We start from the raw sequence: 15,959 nt of genomic DNA on the forward strand, positions 1-15,959 counted from the left end.
GAGGCCAAAGCGGAAAATCGCCCCAGAAAGGCCGCCTTGAGGGTCAGGAGGAGGGTTGACTCGAAGAGGGTCAAGGAGAGAGGTCGTCTCGAAGGGCTTGGAGAGGGTCAAGGAGAGAAGTAGTCGAAGGGAGAGTCGCGCGGAGCGGGGCAAAAACCATAGACAGATGGCGAGCCGGGATTCGGTCAAGAGGCGAGAGCTTCGTTCCAGTAGTGGCGCGTGCCGTGATGGAGGCGTGCGCCGATTTGGGTGATGACTTTCATCGCCAGATAGTTGGCCGCTCTGGCCGCCCGCAAAGGCGGCACGCCGTGGGTGATTCCGTAGAGGAAGGCCCCCGCGAACATATCCCCCGCGCCGGTGAGGTCCTTGGGTTCGCAGGGAAAGGCGGGAACATGGCCTTCCTCGCCGCCATAACGCACATAAGCGCCGTTGGCTCCATCCGTGACTACGCAGTTGGGAACCACCTCCCGCAGCGCGGCGAAGGCTTCCTCGGCATCGCGTGCATGACCGGCTACCGCCAGGGCCTCCGGAGCGTTGCAGAAGAGCAGATCGGCGTGATCCAGGGCCTGATGAAACGCCTCGCGGAACGCCAGCGGGATGAACTGCTCCGAGCAGGTAATGGCAATACGCACTCCATTCTGGCGGGCGATCGACACAGCTTTGCGGATGGCGTGCTGGCCGCTATTCGGATTGGCGAACACATACCCTTCGATGAAGAGCCAGCGACTGGCCGCGACTTTGGCCTCATCCACATGCCGATCGGACAGATGGCTGGACACGCCCAGCGCGGTGCGCATCGTCCGTTCCGCGTCCGGCGTGATGATGCTGACGCAGGTCCCGGTAGTCTCTCCGACCAGCGGCGGATGAGTAAAATCGATGTCTAGCTCCGCGAACTCTTCCACGTAATGCAGGCCGTAACGATCATCCCCCACACACGCCGTGAACGCTGCACGTCCCCCTAATTGAGACAGAGCAATGATCGAATTGGCCACGCTGCCCCCCGACACCAGCCGCGGTTCCCGATGATGGAACGCTTGCAACAGGCGCCGCTGCTCCTCCACCTCGACCAGACGCATCGTCCCCTTCTCGAAGTGTAAGGCCGCGAATTCTTCCTCGCTTAGCTCCAACAGAATGTCCACCAGCGCATTCCCCAAGCCGAGGACGTCGTAGACTTTCGTGGCCGTCATCGATGAAACCATCCCGTATAGAATCCGAAGTGGGGGACAATAGCCAGGGTCCTGGGCAGTGGCAGGGGGTGTTCCGTGGCTCCCCTTCGGAGGGGCGGCGTCAAGGTCGCTTAACTCCTGCCGGCCAATGCTGGATTGTCGCAGAGGGTCAAGGCCAGATCGATCCGCCGGAGAACTTCTTCCTTGCCAAGGATCGCTAAGGTTTCGTAGAGGCCGAAGCCGACCGTCACGCCGGTCACCGCTACACGGGTAGCGGCCACCAAGGCTTTGTGGGCGGCTTTTTCGGGAGCAAAGGTACGCAAGGCGTTCTCCAGGGTGGGGGCATCGAACGGCTCGGCGGCGGCCAGAACCGACCGGAAGGATCGCAGGAGTTCCGTAGCGGGGCGTAAGGCTTTCTCGACGGCTGCGGGGTCATAGGCCGGATCGTGCCGGAGCAGCGGGGCGGCGAATTGCACCAAGTCGGAGAACAGCTTGATCCGCTCTCCGGCGGCTTCCACAATCTGGAGCAATCGCTGCCGTTGATGTTCCGGCAGGGGATCGCTCACGAGTCCCGCTCGGCGCAGATAGGGGAGGCCCCGTTCGACCTTTTCCGCCGCCGGCACACGCTTCATGTACTCGCCTTGCAGCCAGTACAATTTCTTTTCGTCGAAGTTGGCTGGAGCCTTGGTCACGCGTTCCAAGCTGAAATGCTGCAAGGCCACTTCCAACGGGATGTATTCGCTACTGTCATCGAGCGACCAACCGAGGCGCACCAGATAGTTGATGAGGGCAGCGGGAAGGTATCCCAGCTCCCGGTAGTAGGCGACCGTGGCGATATTCAGATCATCCCGTCTTCGCAGTTCCTCTTCGGTCCAGCCGCAGGCCTTGAGCCGGGCGATCTCATCGGCAGTCAAAGGCGGGAGTTTGCGCTTGCTCATCTTCTCCCCCTTGTAGTTGACAAGAGGGATGTGGGCGAATTCCGGCGGCGTGGCTCCGAGGGCTTCGTAAATGAGAATCTGGACCGGCGTGTTGGTCAGGTGCTCCTCGGCCCGGATGACATGAGTGATGCGAAAATCGATGTCATCCACCACTGTGGCGAAGGCGTACACCGCCCGGCAATGCCCCTGCTCATCGGGTGCCCGCAGCAGAACTGGATCGCGGATGGTGTCGGTGCTGACCTCCACCGTTCCCCGGACATGATCGTGAAAGCGGACGATGCGTCCCAGAGGGACTTTCAGCAGCAGAGGGGCGGGGCGCTCCCGGTAGAGCCGCACATTGTCTGCGGGATCGTGATCCCGATGGCTGCCGCGGTGGACATACGGCTGGCGCAAGCGTTGGGCCAGTTCCCGACGCTGCTCCTGCTCTTCCGGGGTCGTGTAATCAGGGTAGGCTTTGCCTTGCTCCAGCAAACGCATGGCGGCAGCTCGATATTTGTCCTGGCGCTGGCTTTGGAAATACGGGGCATGGGGGCCGAAGCTTGCACCGCTGCCGTCGGGAGTCGGTCCTTCATCCCATGTCAGTCCCAACCAGGCGAACCCATCCAGGATGGGTTTCACAGCTTCCGCGCGATTGCGGGCGGTATCGGTGTCATCGATCCGAAGGATGAACTGGCCGCCGTGGCGCCGGGCGAACAGCCAGTTAAACAGGGCGGTGCGGACACCCCCGATATGCAAATATCCGGTCGGGCTAGGAGCAAAGCGAGTGCGCACAGTCATGGGAGTCGATTTGCAGCTTCTGCGGGTCTGCGGTCCAAGGATGCCGGCAGCCAACCGGCCTGATCCTGGCTTTATTCCATCGTGCCGTTGGGGCTGATCAAAGCGGCGTCGGGAACAGCCAAGCGCCGTTCATCCCCCTGAGCCGGCGGTCGGGCTTCCACCAAGAGCACGATCTGGCCTTCCTGCACGATCTTATTGTCTTGGTTAATCAAGCCCCGATACCAAACTACCTCTCCGCGCCGGCCGCGCCCGCGCAACGTCTTCTCCAGCACTCGGCTTTTGATGCGAATGGTATCGCCGGCGAAGACGGGTAAGAGGAAATTCCAATTGATCACGCGCAACAAGGCAATTGTCCGCAGGGGCGGGGTCATCACACCTAAGCCGCTGCCGATGGAAAACACTGCAAATCCATGAGCGATCGGCCGGCGGAAGGGTGTCGTCTTGGCAAATTCATGATCTACATGGATAGGATTGAAGTCGCCACTGAAGCCGGCAAAATTGACGATGTCCGCCTCCGTGATCGTCCGGCCGCTGGAAATCCACTCCTGGCCAATCTCCAGGTCATCGAAATACAGATGGATCGAGGAAAAGCCCATAGACGAAGTCCTAATCGAGGCGGGAAAAAACAGAGGGACCAACACCTGGTCCACTGGCACTCTATCGGACCATGAGTCGAGAAACAAGGTGGACGGCGCTGATTTAGCCGATTGGGGGAAGAATACCTGCCGCTAGATTCGTTACTCGGTATGGACAGCTTGCCGTCACTGTCGGCGGAAAGGGCGGCGGGGAAGAGGACGGCGCCGGAAACGTGAAACAGGACGTTGCTGAAAAGCCTGCAATAGACCCTCAAGCTCGGCGGCGGACAGCGTGGCCTTTTCCTTGTCTTCCTCAGGCGGGGCGCTTGCACTGGGCTGGACAGGCGGTGAGCCGGCGGGCGGGGTTTCGCGGCTCCAGCGTTCCAGAAAATCGCTGCATTCCATCCAAGCAATGCCGCGTCGATTCGCCATGTGCTGCACCCCGTGATCGTCGGACACGACTGTCACGGCTTGACGGCCTTGCAGGGAACGCAGCCGTTCTTCGATCCAGTGATCCGCATGGGTCCTGTAGGAATAATGGACCTGCAAGCCGAAATACACCTCCGGGTGAGTCGGCTGGGGAGCGTTGTAGGCATCGAAAACAACTTCCACCTCATCCTTCGGATGGCAGCGTGCGCGATGCGTTCCCAACCAATCCAGAAACTTCTGCCGGTGCCGCTGAAATGCCTTTTGGGACCGACTCGCCGTCGGATGGGTTTGGGGATGCGGCAAGGGCGACCATGCATGCATCAGGTTGTATCCGTCGATGATCCAGAGCATGGCTGGTTTCTCCCCGGCGGCCTGGGGTCTGGAATGGTTGGTGCGGACAACACTTCTATCCTGTCCATCGCTGCTTCTAGCCTTCCGTTCTGGGAACCGTGTTCCCCTCCACCCAGTTATTCGCTGCACGCATAAGGGTCTTACGCAGATATTTTACTTTCCCGACACAATCCAATGACTTGCTCACTCCCATCCGAGCAATCTAAAGCGGCTGGGGGCAGTGTCCGGCTGGCTGCTTCTTTCGGAAAGGGGGCTTTCGGAAAGGGAGATTCTGTTTGCCTCTCCCCACGAGAGAGGGCTTACTTTGGGTTTAGAACGGGAGCAGGTTTCGGGGATTTGTTCCGGCGGCGGGGAAAGTTGGGAGGGATCTGGTTTGTCCAGCCGTACTGTTCCGGGAGAAGCTGGGTTTGGCAGAGGAGATTTCGTCGGTGCTGCGGCGATAACAGCAAAGGCACGACCCATTCCCGGGGGTGGAATGGGTCGTGGAATCTATACTGAACGGCCGGGGAGGGCGGCCGGCTGGGTGGAGGAGGCCCTACTCCTGCTCGTCGGGCGGGGGCAAGGGTGGGCGATCCTCCTCGGGGGCGGCCTCGACAATCCGGTACTCCTCGTTCAACCAGCGCCCCAGGTCAATTGTCCGGCAGCGTTTGGAACAGAACGGGTAATCCGGATAGTCTTGCCAGTTGCCGGGCATGGGTGTGTCACAGATCGGGCACCGCATAGGTTTCATCGGCCCAGGCCAGCTCCGACTTCGAGAATTTCCCCGATTTCCTGCCTCCTGGTGACTGTCCATCTTTTGCTCCTCTACGGTGCCGCCTGCTCTTCCCGATTTCAACAGATTACTGGTTTTCGTGACCCAATCCCGTCCCAATGATCCGGTTTATAGATTTCCATCTCCGAGGGGATGGAGTGGTGTCCGATGTATTATGCCTGCCGCGAGGTGCCTGGCTCCGAGGAGGGGGAATCGGCATTGTTTCCTGGGGGCGAGGCCGAGCTGGAACTAGCCGAAGGGGCAGTCGAGTCCTGCTGTTTCCGATTTTTATCCGCTTGCCGTTGGGACTGAGGGCGGCGATAGTCGGTTTCGTAAAAACCGCTTCCTTTGAAGATGATAGCTCCGCCGCTGCCGAAGAGGCGAACCAAACGAGGTTGGCCGCAGCGGGGGCAATCGGTCAAGGCCGCCGCCGAAAACGACTGCCACTGCTCAAAGCGATGATCACACGCGCCACAGGCGTATTCGTAAGTGGGCATGGTAACACTCGCTCCTTTCGGACTTGGAACATCGACTTCCGTCGGTCTGAGTTATTGGCTTCTCACTCTTCTTTCGCTTTTCACCCCCTGATACACGTATACTTGGAAGGCTGCTCGTAAGCTTGGATTTTCCCGATGCTGCTCGGAGGGTGTTGGTTCCCGTGCTACGCTCCGACGCGCAGTTATCGCCGGGCAACGTCAGAGCTTGGTCGTCGTGGCAAGTCAAGAAGCCGAGGGATTGCCCTGGTGGGAAGCCGGTTCAGCGGGTGGGGCCTCCGGTGCAGTAGCCACGACAACGGCGGTGGGTCGCAGGACCCGATCGTGGAGGCGGAAACCATGATGGAGGATTTGCAACACATGTCCCGGCGCCACCGTTTGGCTCGGCTGTTGGGCCACGGCCTGGTGGATGTTCGGATCAAACGGCGTACCGGGGGCACAGTCGATCCGCGTGACACCGTGGCGGCGGAGAATGTCCAAAATCTGGGCGGCTGTCGCACCGACGCCGACTGCCAGAGGGCCGTTGTCCCCTGCAGTTTTTGCAGCCTCGATGGCTCGTTCCAGGTTGTCAAAGGCACCGAGCAAGTCCCGCACCAGCGGTTCAATCGCGTATTTTTTCTCTTCTTCTACATTCCGGAGTAGGCGCTTACGGTAATTTTCCACGTCGGCCAAGCGGAGCTTGAAGTTGTGCAATTCCGCTTCGACGCTGGCCAGCTTCTGTTCCGTTTCCGCAAGCAATTGCCGCAAGCGCTCCACCTCACCGGTGTCGGTCGGCGTGTCATTCGCAGCAGGGGTAGAATCGCTTCGATCCGTCACGGCACTTTCTGGGGTAGGGGTCATCCGGTCCTCCGCCATGGTCGAGATTCCTCAGGGTTATTCCGGAAAATCATCTGTCTATTTGAGTTCCGCAATGGCAGTTGCTCAAGTATTGGAGCCGTGGCGATGCATCATGAGAGAATCCTTGGGGATGTTTCGCCCCGGTGTTCACTACGTTGGAGGGTGTTCGCCGGTGATCAGATCCTTCAATTTTCCGAGGATGCCTTTGCGGGGTGCTGCTGGTGGGGCATTTCCTTCCAGTTCTGCCAATCGGCGGAAGAGTTGCTCCTGTTCCGGGGTGAGTTGGGTGGGCGTCTCGACGACGAGGACGACCAGCAGGTCGCCTCGACGGCGGGGATTGTCCAGATCGGGCATGCCGTGGCCGGGAATCCGCAGGACCGTATGGGTTTGCGTACCACGGGGGACCTGGAGGGTCACCTTTTCTCCTGTCAGGGTGGTCAATTCGACCGTTCCTCCCAAGGCGGCCCGCGCGAAGGAGATGGGACACTGGCAGATCAAGTTGTGGCCGTCCCGCTCGAAGACTTTGTGTTCCCGGACACGGAGGATCAGGTGTAGGTCGCCGCGGGGGGCACCGGGGGTTCCTTCGTGGCCGTGGCCGCGCAAGGTCAGGCGCGTGCGGGTGTCCACTCCCGGAGGAATGGTCACGGTGACCGTCTCGCGGGCTTCGACGCGCCCTCGACCCCGGCAGTCCGTGCAGGGATGGGCAATGGTGTAACCTGCCCCGGCACAGGCCCGGCAGCGCTGCGGCAGAGCGAAGAAACCGCCGCTGATGTATTCCGTGCCGCTTCCCCGGCAGCGGCGGCAGACCACGGGCTGGGTGCCCGGACGTGCCCCCGTCCCTCCACAAGTGCGGCAATTTGCCTCATAACGCACGGTCAGGGTGCGGGAGACTCCCGTGGCGGCTTCCAGCAACTCCAGGTCGAGCACTTCCTCGATGTCTGCCCCACGGCGCTGCCCGCCCCGTCCACCCCGCCGGCGCCCGCCGAATAGGCCGCCGATCAGATCATCGAAAACCTCCGACAGGTCAATGTGGATACTCCCCTCCGGAGGCATCCCGCCGTTGGCCAAGCCTTCATGACCATACCGATCATAAATAGCCCGCTTTTCCGGGTCCTTGAGGACTTCGTAAGCCTCTGACACCTCGTGATACTTTTCCAGCACCGAGTCATCGCCCGGATTCTGATCCGGATGGTACTTTTTCGCCAAGGCACGATAGGCTTTGGTGATTTCGGCTTCCGTGGCGGTTCGGGGAACACCCAGAACCTCGTAGTAGCAACGCTTGGGCATAGTCGATCCACCGCCAAAGGCGTTTCCAGTCTCGGTATGGGGGCGGAAAGAACAACAGTCCAAAGAGGCAAGCCGACTTTATTGTACGGCCATTCTCTTTGGACTGTGTCAAGGTCAAGGTAGACGGGCAAGAAGAAGAGGGTCGCAGTCGGAAGGCTGGACCGCTGAGTGGACCGACTCCGCGGGGAATAGGCATTTTGGCCTGCGGGAGTGGGTCTTGCTCAGGCGACAGCTCCAGCCACGGGAGCCTTCTTCTTGTCGTCTTCCTCTTCGATCTTGGTGATGGCCACTTCCGTGGTCAGCATCAGCCCCGCGATGGAGGCGGCGTTTTGCAGGGCATTGCGGGTCACGCGCAGAGGATCGACGATCCCCGCTTTGAACATGTCCACGAATTCATCGGTATTCGCGTCGTAGCCGATGTTGGGGTTTTTCTCGCCGCGGATGCGGACTTCATCGGCGATGACCGCGCCATCCTTGCCGCAGTTTTCGGCGATTTGGCGGAGCGGTTTGGCCAAGGCCCGTGCGACGATCTCAGCTCCGGTTTGTTCGTCACCCTTGAGTTTGGCGGCTAGCTCTTCCACCACAGGGATGCAGCGGAGCAGGGCCACACCACCTCCCGGCACGATCCCCTCAGCCACGGCGGCGCGTGTGGCATGCAGGGCATCTTCGACCCGCCCCTTGGTTTGCTTCATCTCCGCTTCGGTGGCCGCTCCAACCTTGATGATAGCGACGCCCCCCACGAGTTTGGCCAGCCGCTCCGAGAACTTTTCCTTGTCGTATTCGCTTTCGGTTTGCTCCATTTGCTTGCGGATCATATCCACCCGGGCCTTGATCGCCTCCTGGCGCTTCTTGTCCACCGACTTGTCGCAGATGATGGTGGTGCTTTCCTTGTCCACGACCACACGGTCGGCGGTGCCCAGCATGTCCAAGGTTGCATTCTCTAGCTTGATGCCGCGATCCTCACTGAGGAAGACGCCTCCGGTCAAGACCGCGATGTCTTCCATCATGGCCTTGCGGCGATCGCCGAAGCCGGGGGCCTTGACGGCGCACACCTCCAAGAGGCCCTTGAGGCGGTTGACCACGAGCATCGCCAGGGCTTCGCTTTCCACATCTTCCGCCACGATCAACAAGGGCCGACGGGCTTGGGCGACTTTCTCCAAGATGGGCAGCAATTCCCGCACACTGGAGAGCTTCTTCTCATGGAGCAGGACGAAGACATTTTCCTGTTCCCACTTCAGGTCCTGGGTGTTGACCGCGAAGTAGGGGGAGATGTATCCCTTGTCAAACTGCATGCCATCGACAAATTCCAGCGTCGTTTCCGATGTCTTTCCTTCTTCCACGGTGATGACGCCGTCCTTGCCCACCTTCTCGAAGGCGTCGGCCATCAGTTTGCCGATCCGGGGATCGTTGTTGGCGGAAATGGTAGCCACTTGCTCCATTTCCTCCTTTTTGGTGAGCTTTTTCGTGAGGTTGTTTTCCATGTACTCGACGGCCTTGGCGACGGCTTTGTCGATACCGCGCTTGATGCTCATCGGGTTGGCCCCGGCGCTGACACTGCGCAGGCCTTCCTGGTAGATCGCCAAGGCCAGGACCGTGGCGGTGGTGGTTCCATCCCCGGCCACATCGCTGGTCTTCTGAGCCACGGCATTGACCAGCTTGGCCCCCATGTTCTCGAACGGATCCGGCAGGTCAATTTCCTTGGAAACGGTGACGCCGTCCTTGGTGACTGCTGGACCGCCGAAGGATTTTTCGATGATCACGTTACGCCCGGTCGGTCCTAAGGTGGAACCGACAGCCTTGGCGAGTTTCTCAGCGCCCGCCAACAGTTTCTTACGGGCCTCGTCGGTATAAAGCAGTTGCTTCGCCATACTTGATATCTCCCCTTTGCGGTGATGTTTCTATCGTATTCGATTCCAGACTTATGCAGATGCAACGCCTCATGCAGATACAAGGCCAGGTAAGCAGGCAATCCTCCTAGATTCGCGGCCGTTCACTTTTCGAGCTTGGCCAGAATATCGCTTTCGCGGAGGATTTTCAGTTCCTTGCCGTTGACCTCGACATCGGAACCGCTGTATTTGCCGAACAGGACGATGTCGCCCACGGCTACATTCAGGGGCAGCCGCTTGCCGTCGTCGGTTTGCCGTCCCGGCCCGACGGCGATGACTTTGCCCTGCTGCGGCTTTTGCTTAGCGGTATCCGGCAGCAGGATACCGCCGGGGGTCTTCTCTTCGGCCTCAAGCGGCTCCACAACAATGCGATCATCCAGAGGACGCAGGGTGATGTTCGCAGTTTCTTTTTTCGCCATGTGTGTTCTCCCGTAAGGATAAATGTAGTCAGTCTATGCTTGTCTCCTCGTAAACCTCATCATTATTTCTGGTGAACCTCTGGACGCTTTTTGGGGATAGTCCAGGAGGTGTCGAGGTTGGCATAGGGTTTAGAAGTCGTGGTGGTGATGGTCGTCTTGTCCGCCCGCCTTCTTGGGTTCCGGAATGTCCGCGATCATGCATTCGGTAGTCAGGAGCAGGCAGGCGACACTGGCACCGTTCTGCAGGGCGCTGCGGGTGACTTTGAGAGGGTCGATCACCCCGGCCTTGCGTAGGTCCTCGTACTGTTCCGTGTCGGCGTTGAAGCCGTAGTTCTTGTCCTTCTGCTTGAGGATGTTATTGACCACGACGGTGCCATCATACCCGGCATTTTCTGCGATGAGGCGGGTGGGCATCGCCAGGGCATCGTAGAGCACGCTCAGTCCTTGGGCTTCCTCTGGATTGTCGTGATTCTTCCGAGCTTTTTCGAGGACTTTGCGGGCATTGAGCAGGGCGACACCGCCACCCGGGACGATCCCTTCCGCCAGAGCGGCTCGCGTGGCATGCAGGGCATCCTCGTAGAGGGCCTTGCGTTCTTTCATGGCCGTCTCGGTGGGAGCGCCGACTTTCACGACAGCGATACCACCCGCCAGTTTCGCCAGCCGTTCCTGAAGCTTTTCCCGATCGTATTCGCTTTCCGTCTTTTCGATCTCCTTGCGGATCTGCTCCGCTCGGCCCTCGATAGCGGCAGGATCGCCTTTCCCCTCGGTGATCGTGGTGTTCTCGGCATCGATCCGGACCTTCTTGGCCCGGCCCAGGTAGTCTACCACTGTCGGTACCGGTCCCTTGGGCGTTTGCTTGACGCTCTCCAGTTGGATGCCTAGGTCCTTGAAGATGGCCTTACCGCCGGTGAGGATGGCGATATCTTCCAACATGGCCTTGCGGCGATCCCCATAGCCGGGAGCCTTGACGGCGCAGACCCGGAGTACGCCCTTGAGCTTGTTGTACACTAGAGTTGCAAGGGCTTCCCCTTCCACATCTTCTGCAATGATGAGCAAGGGGTCCTTTTGCTTGGCGGCCCACTCCAACAGGGGAATGAGCGACTTCACATTGGAAATCTTGTCCTCGTAGATGAGGATGTAGGGGTTCTCGAATTCACAGACGACTTCTTCCTGATTGGTGACGAAGTGCGGCGAGAGATAGCCCCGGTCGAACTGCATACCTTGGACGACGTTGACGACGGTTTCCGCCGCCTTGCCCTCTTCGATGGTGACCACGCCGTCTTTAGCTCCCACCTTTTTGAGGGCTTCCGCTAGTTTCTGGCCGATTTCCTTATCGTTGTTGGCAGCGATGGTGGCGACCTCGGTGAGAGCCTTGGTATCCTTGGGATCAACAGGTTCGGCCAGCTTTTGCAATTCTTCGACGACCAGGCTGACTCCCTTCTGAATGCCGCGGACCAAGGCCATCGGGTCGTGCCCGGCAGCCACGGCTTTCAGTCCCTCGCGGAAGATGTACTCGGCCAGGACCGTGGCGGTGGTCGTACCATCCCCGGCGACATCGCTGGTCTTGCTAGCGGCTTCCTTGACCAGTTGCGCGCCCATGTTCTCGAAGGGGTCCAGCAGGTCGATGGCTTCGGCCACCGTCACACCGTCTTTGGTCACGTTCGGGGCCCCCCAGCCTTTATCGATGACCGCATTACGACCGCGAGGACCTAACGTGCAACGGACCGCCCGTGCCAGTTTGCTCGCCCCGCTGAGCAACTTCTGGCGCGCCTCGTCTGCGTAAGTCAGTTGTTTCGATGCCATGGGTCGTGTTCCCTGATCGAGTCGTTGGATGCCTCGGATGAACGATCGTCTGGGCAATATCCCATCGATGCACAACTTGCAGATGCAATTCCTGTGCCTCTTAACCGATCGTTCATTAGTCACGATTCCGTAAAGACTTATGACTCATTCCCGCTCGTGTTTCCCCGCCCTTGGTGCCATTCTGGCAGTATCGTCCGGTCCGCTCCCCGCCGATTCTGGCAGCCCTGTAGCGGATCATTGGTCCCCTTTTTCGATGGAGGATCATTGGTCAACTTTTGGGGATGGAGGTAAGGAATCCCTTCTCTGTCTCTCAAAACAGTTTTTCAGGTCGCAACTTGAATGGTGGATGGAGAGGAAGGAAGAATGCCGCTGGGTCGAGGAGAGGCTGAGGAAACCGGATCGAAATGTTGCCAGAATGTTACTCGGATTATTCGTTCTTTCCGCTGGGTCAACCGGAAACCGAACCTTATTCTCCGGGGTCCAGAAACTCTCCCCCCTTGAATCTGAGAGGGCCGCTTCCGATGCTATACCGCGAGTCTGGGTGCGGCGAGACATCGCAGTGCTCCAGACCATCGAAATCTGTTTGTGAACCTTTGAGGAATTGTCCCTATGGCAGAGCGTGGTAAGTTGGGCATTGTCGTTGGAGGAGGACCGGCTCCCGGCATCAATGGCGTCATCAGTTCCGTGACCATCGAAGCTATCAATCAAGGATTGGAGGTGATCGGCATTCGCGATGGATTCAAGCATTTGGTCAACGGCGATCTCACCCAGGTTCGCACTTTGACAATCCCGGATGTTGCCCCCTTTTACCAGAAGGGGGGAAGCCTTCTCGGCACCAGCCGGACCAACCCGACGAAAGACCCGCAGCACATGGCCAATGTCCTGGAGGGGTTGAGGCGCTTGGGGATCCAGTATCTGGTGACGATTGGCGGGGATGACACAGCTTTCAGCGGCAGTCAGGTGTATCAACATGCCCGCGGAGAAATCCGGGTAGCTCACGTACCCAAAACGATTGACAACGACCTGCCTTTGCCTCCTGGTATTCCCACCTTTGGTTTTGAGACGGCCCGGCATTACGGCGCTCAACTCGCGCGTAACCTGCATGAGGACGCCAAAACCACCAACCGCTGGTACATTGTGGTCAGCATGGGGCGCGCTGCCGGTCATCTGGCCCTGGGCATCGGCAAAGCCTCGGCGGCGACGGTGACCATCATCGCCGAGGAGTTCCAGAATCGCACGGTCACGCTGGAGCTGATCTGCGACATCATCATCGGTTCGATGATCAAGCGCAAGGCTCAGGGGAAGGGTTACGGCCTGGCGGTCCTGGCGGAGGGACTGATGGAAAGCATCGGCGAGGAACGCCTCAAGGAAATCCTGAGCCAAAATCCCGGCAAGTTCGGCAATATCGAGGTGGATGCCTTCGGGCACTTGCGGCTGGGCGAGATCGAATTTGGCCGACTGGTTCGCACCTTTTTGGCCGACCGCCTCAAGGCACTCGGTTTGAAATTTGACATGATCGACAAGGACCTGGGGTATGAGTTGCGTTGCGCCGATCCCATTCCCTTCGATGCAGAGTACACCCGCAATCTTGGCTACGGGGCCGTCAAGTTTCTTCTCTCGCCGCAGGCCGAACGCCACGGTGTGGTCATCACCTTCGTAGGCGGCAGCATGGTTCCCCGGCCCTTTGAGGAAATGATCGATCCGGCGACCCGGAAAATGCGCCCGCGACTCGTGGACATTCACAGCGAAACTTACGAGGTGGCCCGCCGCTATATGATCCGCTTGGAAAAGAGCGATTTCGACGATCCCGCACGCCTGGAAAAGCTCGCCGCCGTGGTCAAAATGACCCCGTCTCAATTCACAGAGCGCTTCGGCTACCTGGTGCACTGACGGCTGCTGCCTGCGGATGAGCCGCGCTAGCCCCGCGATGACTTGATCACGTCGGAGGCCAACCGGCCTTCCCCCGCCCTCTTTCCCCTTCGGTACAAACCCTCTGCCTCGGAAACAGGTCATACCCGGAGATCCCGCGTCATGAGTTCGGGCATCTCACTGAGACGCTGTTCCACTTTCCTTGCGGGATAATTCTGGGCATGCTTGCCTCTACTGCCTGCATGGATGGGCCGGCGGCTGTGATACTGGGTGTTTGAAATGAAACTTGAGATAGCCGGCTGATGCTGCTTTTTGGGGAATAGTTCCCGCTTTTCTCCATCCTACCTATTGAGATACTTCCCATTGTGCACTCACCGTGATCCGGATCCCTGGCGGCGTGACAGAGATCGCTGGTCCGACTGTAAGACCTATTCCGGGAATCGATCTACATATTGCTGGTGGAACTGTATCATGAGTGAATCTGTATATTATGGTTTGTTGGCAGATGTGGTAGTGGCTCTACATCTGGCCTATGTTGCGTATGTGGTTGTTGGGCAGGTTCTGATTGTGATCGCTGCCCCGTTCCGCTGGCAGTGGGCGCGCAATCCATGGTTCCGCCTGACCCATTTACTGGCCATTGCGATTGTGGCTTACGAAGCGATCATGGGAATCCGCTGTCCGTTGACGGTGTGGGAGGAGCAACTGCGCGAGTTGGCCGGCCAGCCCTTTGACAGCGGTCAAACTTTCCTAGGCCGCCTCTTCCACGACCTCCTGTTTTACGAAGGTTTGCCAGACATCTTTTTCACCACGCTCTATATCTCGATGCTTGTAGTAGTCCTTCAGGGAATCATTATGTATCCGCCGCGGATGTTTCGCATCAGACGAATGCCTCCGCCAGTCTCTCCAACTGCACACACATTGTCGCTACCAGCCTGAAGTGGTTAGGAAATTTTGTATCGCATCGTGTTGGCGACTGCTTGTGGAGTGCAGGGCTTGAATCCTCCACTCTTTAGGTAGAGTTCCGCGAAAGCCTCCCTCGACCGCTGGCCAATCCTCTGCCGGTAGCGCCCTTTCCATCCCAAGGTAACCGATCCTGTCAAGTGACTCCTCCGGTCGGGTCGATGAAGACAGCAGACTCGTCGATGATGACAAGGGGCATGGGTATCATCGCAGCCGGGCTGTTCCTTGGATCGCGGGGGGAGTTCTGGCGCGACTGGAGGCGAAAACTGGGTGTTTGCGCATGGAAAAACTGCCCTTAGAGCTGCAAAACTTCCGCCCGTGGAACTGTCAAAGGCTGATGTGAAGATCGTCGACCGGGCTGTTCTAGAGGGCGAGGTTGGAGGGCCAAAGGAGGGTTAGTGTGAGGGAGTCAGGCATAGCGTTGTCGGGGGCCGGTTTTGCGTTGGAGGGAAAGCGCTATTGCCCTCTGCCTGCTCTGGAGGCGGCGCGTCAGATGTGCCGGCGGGCTTGGCAACGGCGGGAAAGCGTGGTCATCACGGGTCCCAGCGGTGTGGGCAAAACCATGCTGTTGCGGCTCCTCCTGGCAGACCTGCCTCCCGCAGCAACGCTTTGGCTCATTCCCCATGGCCGGGCCGAGACCGCCGCCGAATTGTACCAGGCGATCCTCTTCGATCTCGGCCTTCCTTATCAGGGACGTTCCCCGCAGGAATTGCGCCTGGCCGTCTGGGAGGTATTAGTTTCTGCCAAGATGCCGGTGTCGCTGATCGTGGATGAAGCCCAGCATTTGGGGGAAGAAGCGATCGAAGAGATGCGGCTGTTGACCAGTTTCGGTAGCTTTCAAGGTGCGGTGGTGATCCCGGTATTGGCGGGGCAATGCGGACTTCTCGCCAAGCTGCGCCAACCAGCCTTGCAGTCCTTTGCCGCACGCGTGGGCCTCCATTGCCGTCTGGAAGCGTGGAGTGAAGAAGAGTCGCTGACCTTCCTGCGTTGGCATTGGCAACAGGCGTCGCTGCCGATCGAGGAGGAGGCGCTGGCATGGATCGCACGTGTTTGCCAGGGGAATGCCCACCGTTTGGTGCAATTGTCGCTGGAGGCCGAGCGCTTGGCCCAGGTGGATGAAGCTTCCTGTGTGGATGGTGAGGCGGTTTGGGAAGCCATCCAGCAACTGGGTTTATCGCCGAAGATAGCCGAGGAATCTGGGGAAGCGAAGTTGACTCAGCAACGGGAGCAGGAGGAAGAGGTGGGGGAGGGAATAGCCGCCGTGCCGCCGGGCCTTCCATCGGGGGATGGTTCTCGATGCGAGCGGCGGGCAGCCAGCAAAGATCAAGTCTCGTCCCTGGTTCAGACGAAGGAAGTAACAGCACCTGGCGGCGTACCGGAGGTAGAAGCAGCATGAGGGCCGCGGGGTTCTACTATC

The 15,959-nt window shown here is 59.2% G+C and carries 14 protein-coding genes; 3 read left to right on the forward strand and 11 right to left on the reverse strand.

From position 1 onward, the window contains the following. Window positions 1-185 precede the first annotated feature (185 nt). From H0921_RS13835 to groL (H0921_RS13885), 11 genes are all read right to left on the reverse strand, one after another. Window positions 186-1,187: an adenosine kinase gene (locus H0921_RS13835; protein WP_194539107.1), complete on the reverse strand. Its 1,002-nt coding sequence runs from the start codon at window positions 1,185-1,187 to the stop codon at window positions 186-188. Between the two features lie 110 nt (window positions 1,188-1,297). Next, window positions 1,298-2,881: a glutamate--tRNA ligase gene (locus H0921_RS13840; RefSeq protein WP_194539108.1), complete on the reverse strand. Its 1,584-nt coding sequence runs from the start codon at window positions 2,879-2,881 to the stop codon at window positions 1,298-1,300. Window positions 2,882-2,952: 71 nt separating this feature from the next. Then, window positions 2,953-3,477 carry a MaoC family dehydratase gene (locus H0921_RS13845; RefSeq protein ID WP_194539109.1) on the reverse strand — a complete coding sequence of 175 codons (525 nt, stop codon included), beginning with the start codon at window positions 3,475-3,477 and terminating at the stop codon, window positions 2,953-2,955. Window positions 3,478-3,642: 165 nt separating this feature from the next. Continuing rightward, the gene (locus tag H0921_RS13850; RefSeq protein ID WP_194539110.1) at window positions 3,643-4,236 is read right to left on the reverse strand and encodes an NYN domain-containing protein; all 594 of its coding nucleotides are present in this window, start codon (window positions 4,234-4,236) and stop codon (window positions 3,643-3,645) included. A 535-nt stretch (window positions 4,237-4,771) separates the two neighbouring features. Beyond that, window positions 4,772-4,966: a DNA gyrase inhibitor YacG gene (locus tag H0921_RS13855; RefSeq protein ID WP_194539111.1), complete on the reverse strand. Its 195-nt coding sequence runs from the start codon at window positions 4,964-4,966 to the stop codon at window positions 4,772-4,774. Window positions 4,967-5,160: 194 nt separating this feature from the next. Beyond that, a complete protein-coding gene (locus H0921_RS13860; RefSeq protein WP_194539112.1) occupies window positions 5,161-5,484 on the reverse strand; it encodes an FmdB family zinc ribbon protein in 324 nt (107 codons plus the stop codon). 222 nt (window positions 5,485-5,706) lie between these two features. Then, on the reverse strand, window positions 5,707-6,336 hold the full coding sequence (locus H0921_RS13865; protein ID WP_194539113.1) for a nucleotide exchange factor GrpE: 630 nt from the start codon (window positions 6,334-6,336) through the stop codon (window positions 5,707-5,709). Window positions 6,337-6,468: 132 nt separating this feature from the next. Next, entirely contained in the window at window positions 6,469-7,605 is a 1,137-nt protein-coding gene (gene dnaJ, locus H0921_RS13870) for a molecular chaperone DnaJ (RefSeq protein WP_194539114.1), read from the reverse strand. A gap of 221 nt (window positions 7,606-7,826) precedes the next feature. Next, the gene (groL, locus tag H0921_RS13875) at window positions 7,827-9,473 is read right to left on the reverse strand and encodes a chaperonin GroEL (RefSeq protein WP_194539115.1); all 1,647 of its coding nucleotides are present in this window, start codon (window positions 9,471-9,473) and stop codon (window positions 7,827-7,829) included. A 122-nt stretch (window positions 9,474-9,595) separates the two neighbouring features. Next, window positions 9,596-9,910, reverse strand: coding sequence for a co-chaperone GroES (groES, locus tag H0921_RS13880; RefSeq protein WP_194539116.1), 315 nt, complete (start codon window positions 9,908-9,910; stop codon window positions 9,596-9,598). Between the two features lie 129 nt (window positions 9,911-10,039). Continuing rightward, window positions 10,040-11,713, reverse strand: a complete 1,674-nt coding sequence (groL, locus tag H0921_RS13885) for a chaperonin GroEL (RefSeq protein ID WP_194539117.1) — start codon at window positions 11,711-11,713, stop codon at window positions 10,040-10,042. Window positions 11,714-12,322: 609 nt separating this feature from the next. Here groL (H0921_RS13885) and pfp point away from each other — a divergent pair. The 3 genes from pfp (at window position 12,323) to H0921_RS13900 (ending at window position 15,938) form a co-directional block, all read left to right on the forward strand. Continuing rightward, window positions 12,323-13,603: a diphosphate--fructose-6-phosphate 1-phosphotransferase gene (pfp, locus tag H0921_RS13890; protein WP_194539118.1), complete on the forward strand. Its 1,281-nt coding sequence runs from the start codon at window positions 12,323-12,325 to the stop codon at window positions 13,601-13,603. A 450-nt stretch (window positions 13,604-14,053) separates the two neighbouring features. After that, window positions 14,054-14,518 carry a DUF2784 domain-containing protein gene (locus H0921_RS13895; protein ID WP_194539119.1) on the forward strand — a complete coding sequence of 155 codons (465 nt, stop codon included), beginning with the start codon at window positions 14,054-14,056 and terminating at the stop codon, window positions 14,516-14,518. Window positions 14,519-14,942: 424 nt separating this feature from the next. Continuing rightward, window positions 14,943-15,938, forward strand: coding sequence for an ExeA family protein (locus H0921_RS13900; protein ID WP_194539120.1), 996 nt, complete (start codon window positions 14,943-14,945; stop codon window positions 15,936-15,938). The last annotated feature ends 21 nt before the right edge of the window (window positions 15,939-15,959 follow it).

It is taken from the genome of Thermogemmata fonticola, from assembly GCF_013694095.1.
In the GTDB taxonomy this organism is placed as follows: Bacteria; Planctomycetota; Planctomycetia; order Gemmatales; family Gemmataceae; genus Thermogemmata; species Thermogemmata fonticola.

Bases quoted from the DNA above. Each gene is read 5' to 3' on its own strand.
- H0921_RS13840 (WP_194539108.1), bottom strand. From the start codon at position 2,881: ATGACTGTGCGCACTCGCTTTGCTCCTAGCCCGACCGGATATTTGCAT.
- H0921_RS13860 (WP_194539112.1), bottom strand. From the start codon at position 5,484: ATGCCCACTTACGAATACGCCTGTGGCGCGTGTGATCATCGCTTTGAG.
- H0921_RS13865 (WP_194539113.1), bottom strand. From the start codon at position 6,336: ATGGCGGAGGACCGGATGACCCCTACCCCAGAAAGTGCCGTGACGGAT.
- dnaJ (WP_194539114.1), bottom strand. From the start codon at position 7,605: ATGCCCAAGCGTTGCTACTACGAGGTTCTGGGTGTTCCCCGAACCGCC.
- groES (WP_194539116.1), bottom strand. From the start codon at position 9,910: ATGGCGAAAAAAGAAACTGCGAACATCACCCTGCGTCCTCTGGATGAT.
- groL (WP_194539115.1), bottom strand. From the start codon at position 9,473: ATGGCGAAGCAACTGCTTTATACCGACGAGGCCCGTAAGAAACTGTTG.
- H0921_RS13855 (WP_194539111.1), bottom strand. From the start codon at position 4,966: ATGAAACCTATGCGGTGCCCGATCTGTGACACACCCATGCCCGGCAAC.
- pfp (WP_194539118.1), top strand. From the start codon at position 12,323: ATGGCAGAGCGTGGTAAGTTGGGCATTGTCGTTGGAGGAGGACCGGCT.
- H0921_RS13850 (WP_194539110.1), bottom strand. From the start codon at position 4,236: ATGCTCTGGATCATCGACGGATACAACCTGATGCATGCATGGTCGCCC.
- H0921_RS13845 (WP_194539109.1), bottom strand. From the start codon at position 3,477: ATGGGCTTTTCCTCGATCCATCTGTATTTCGATGACCTGGAGATTGGC.
- H0921_RS13895 (WP_194539119.1), top strand. From the start codon at position 14,054: ATGAGTGAATCTGTATATTATGGTTTGTTGGCAGATGTGGTAGTGGCT.
- H0921_RS13835 (WP_194539107.1), bottom strand. From the start codon at position 1,187: ATGACGGCCACGAAAGTCTACGACGTCCTCGGCTTGGGGAATGCGCTG.
- groL (WP_194539117.1), bottom strand. From the start codon at position 11,713: ATGGCATCGAAACAACTGACTTACGCAGACGAGGCGCGCCAGAAGTTG.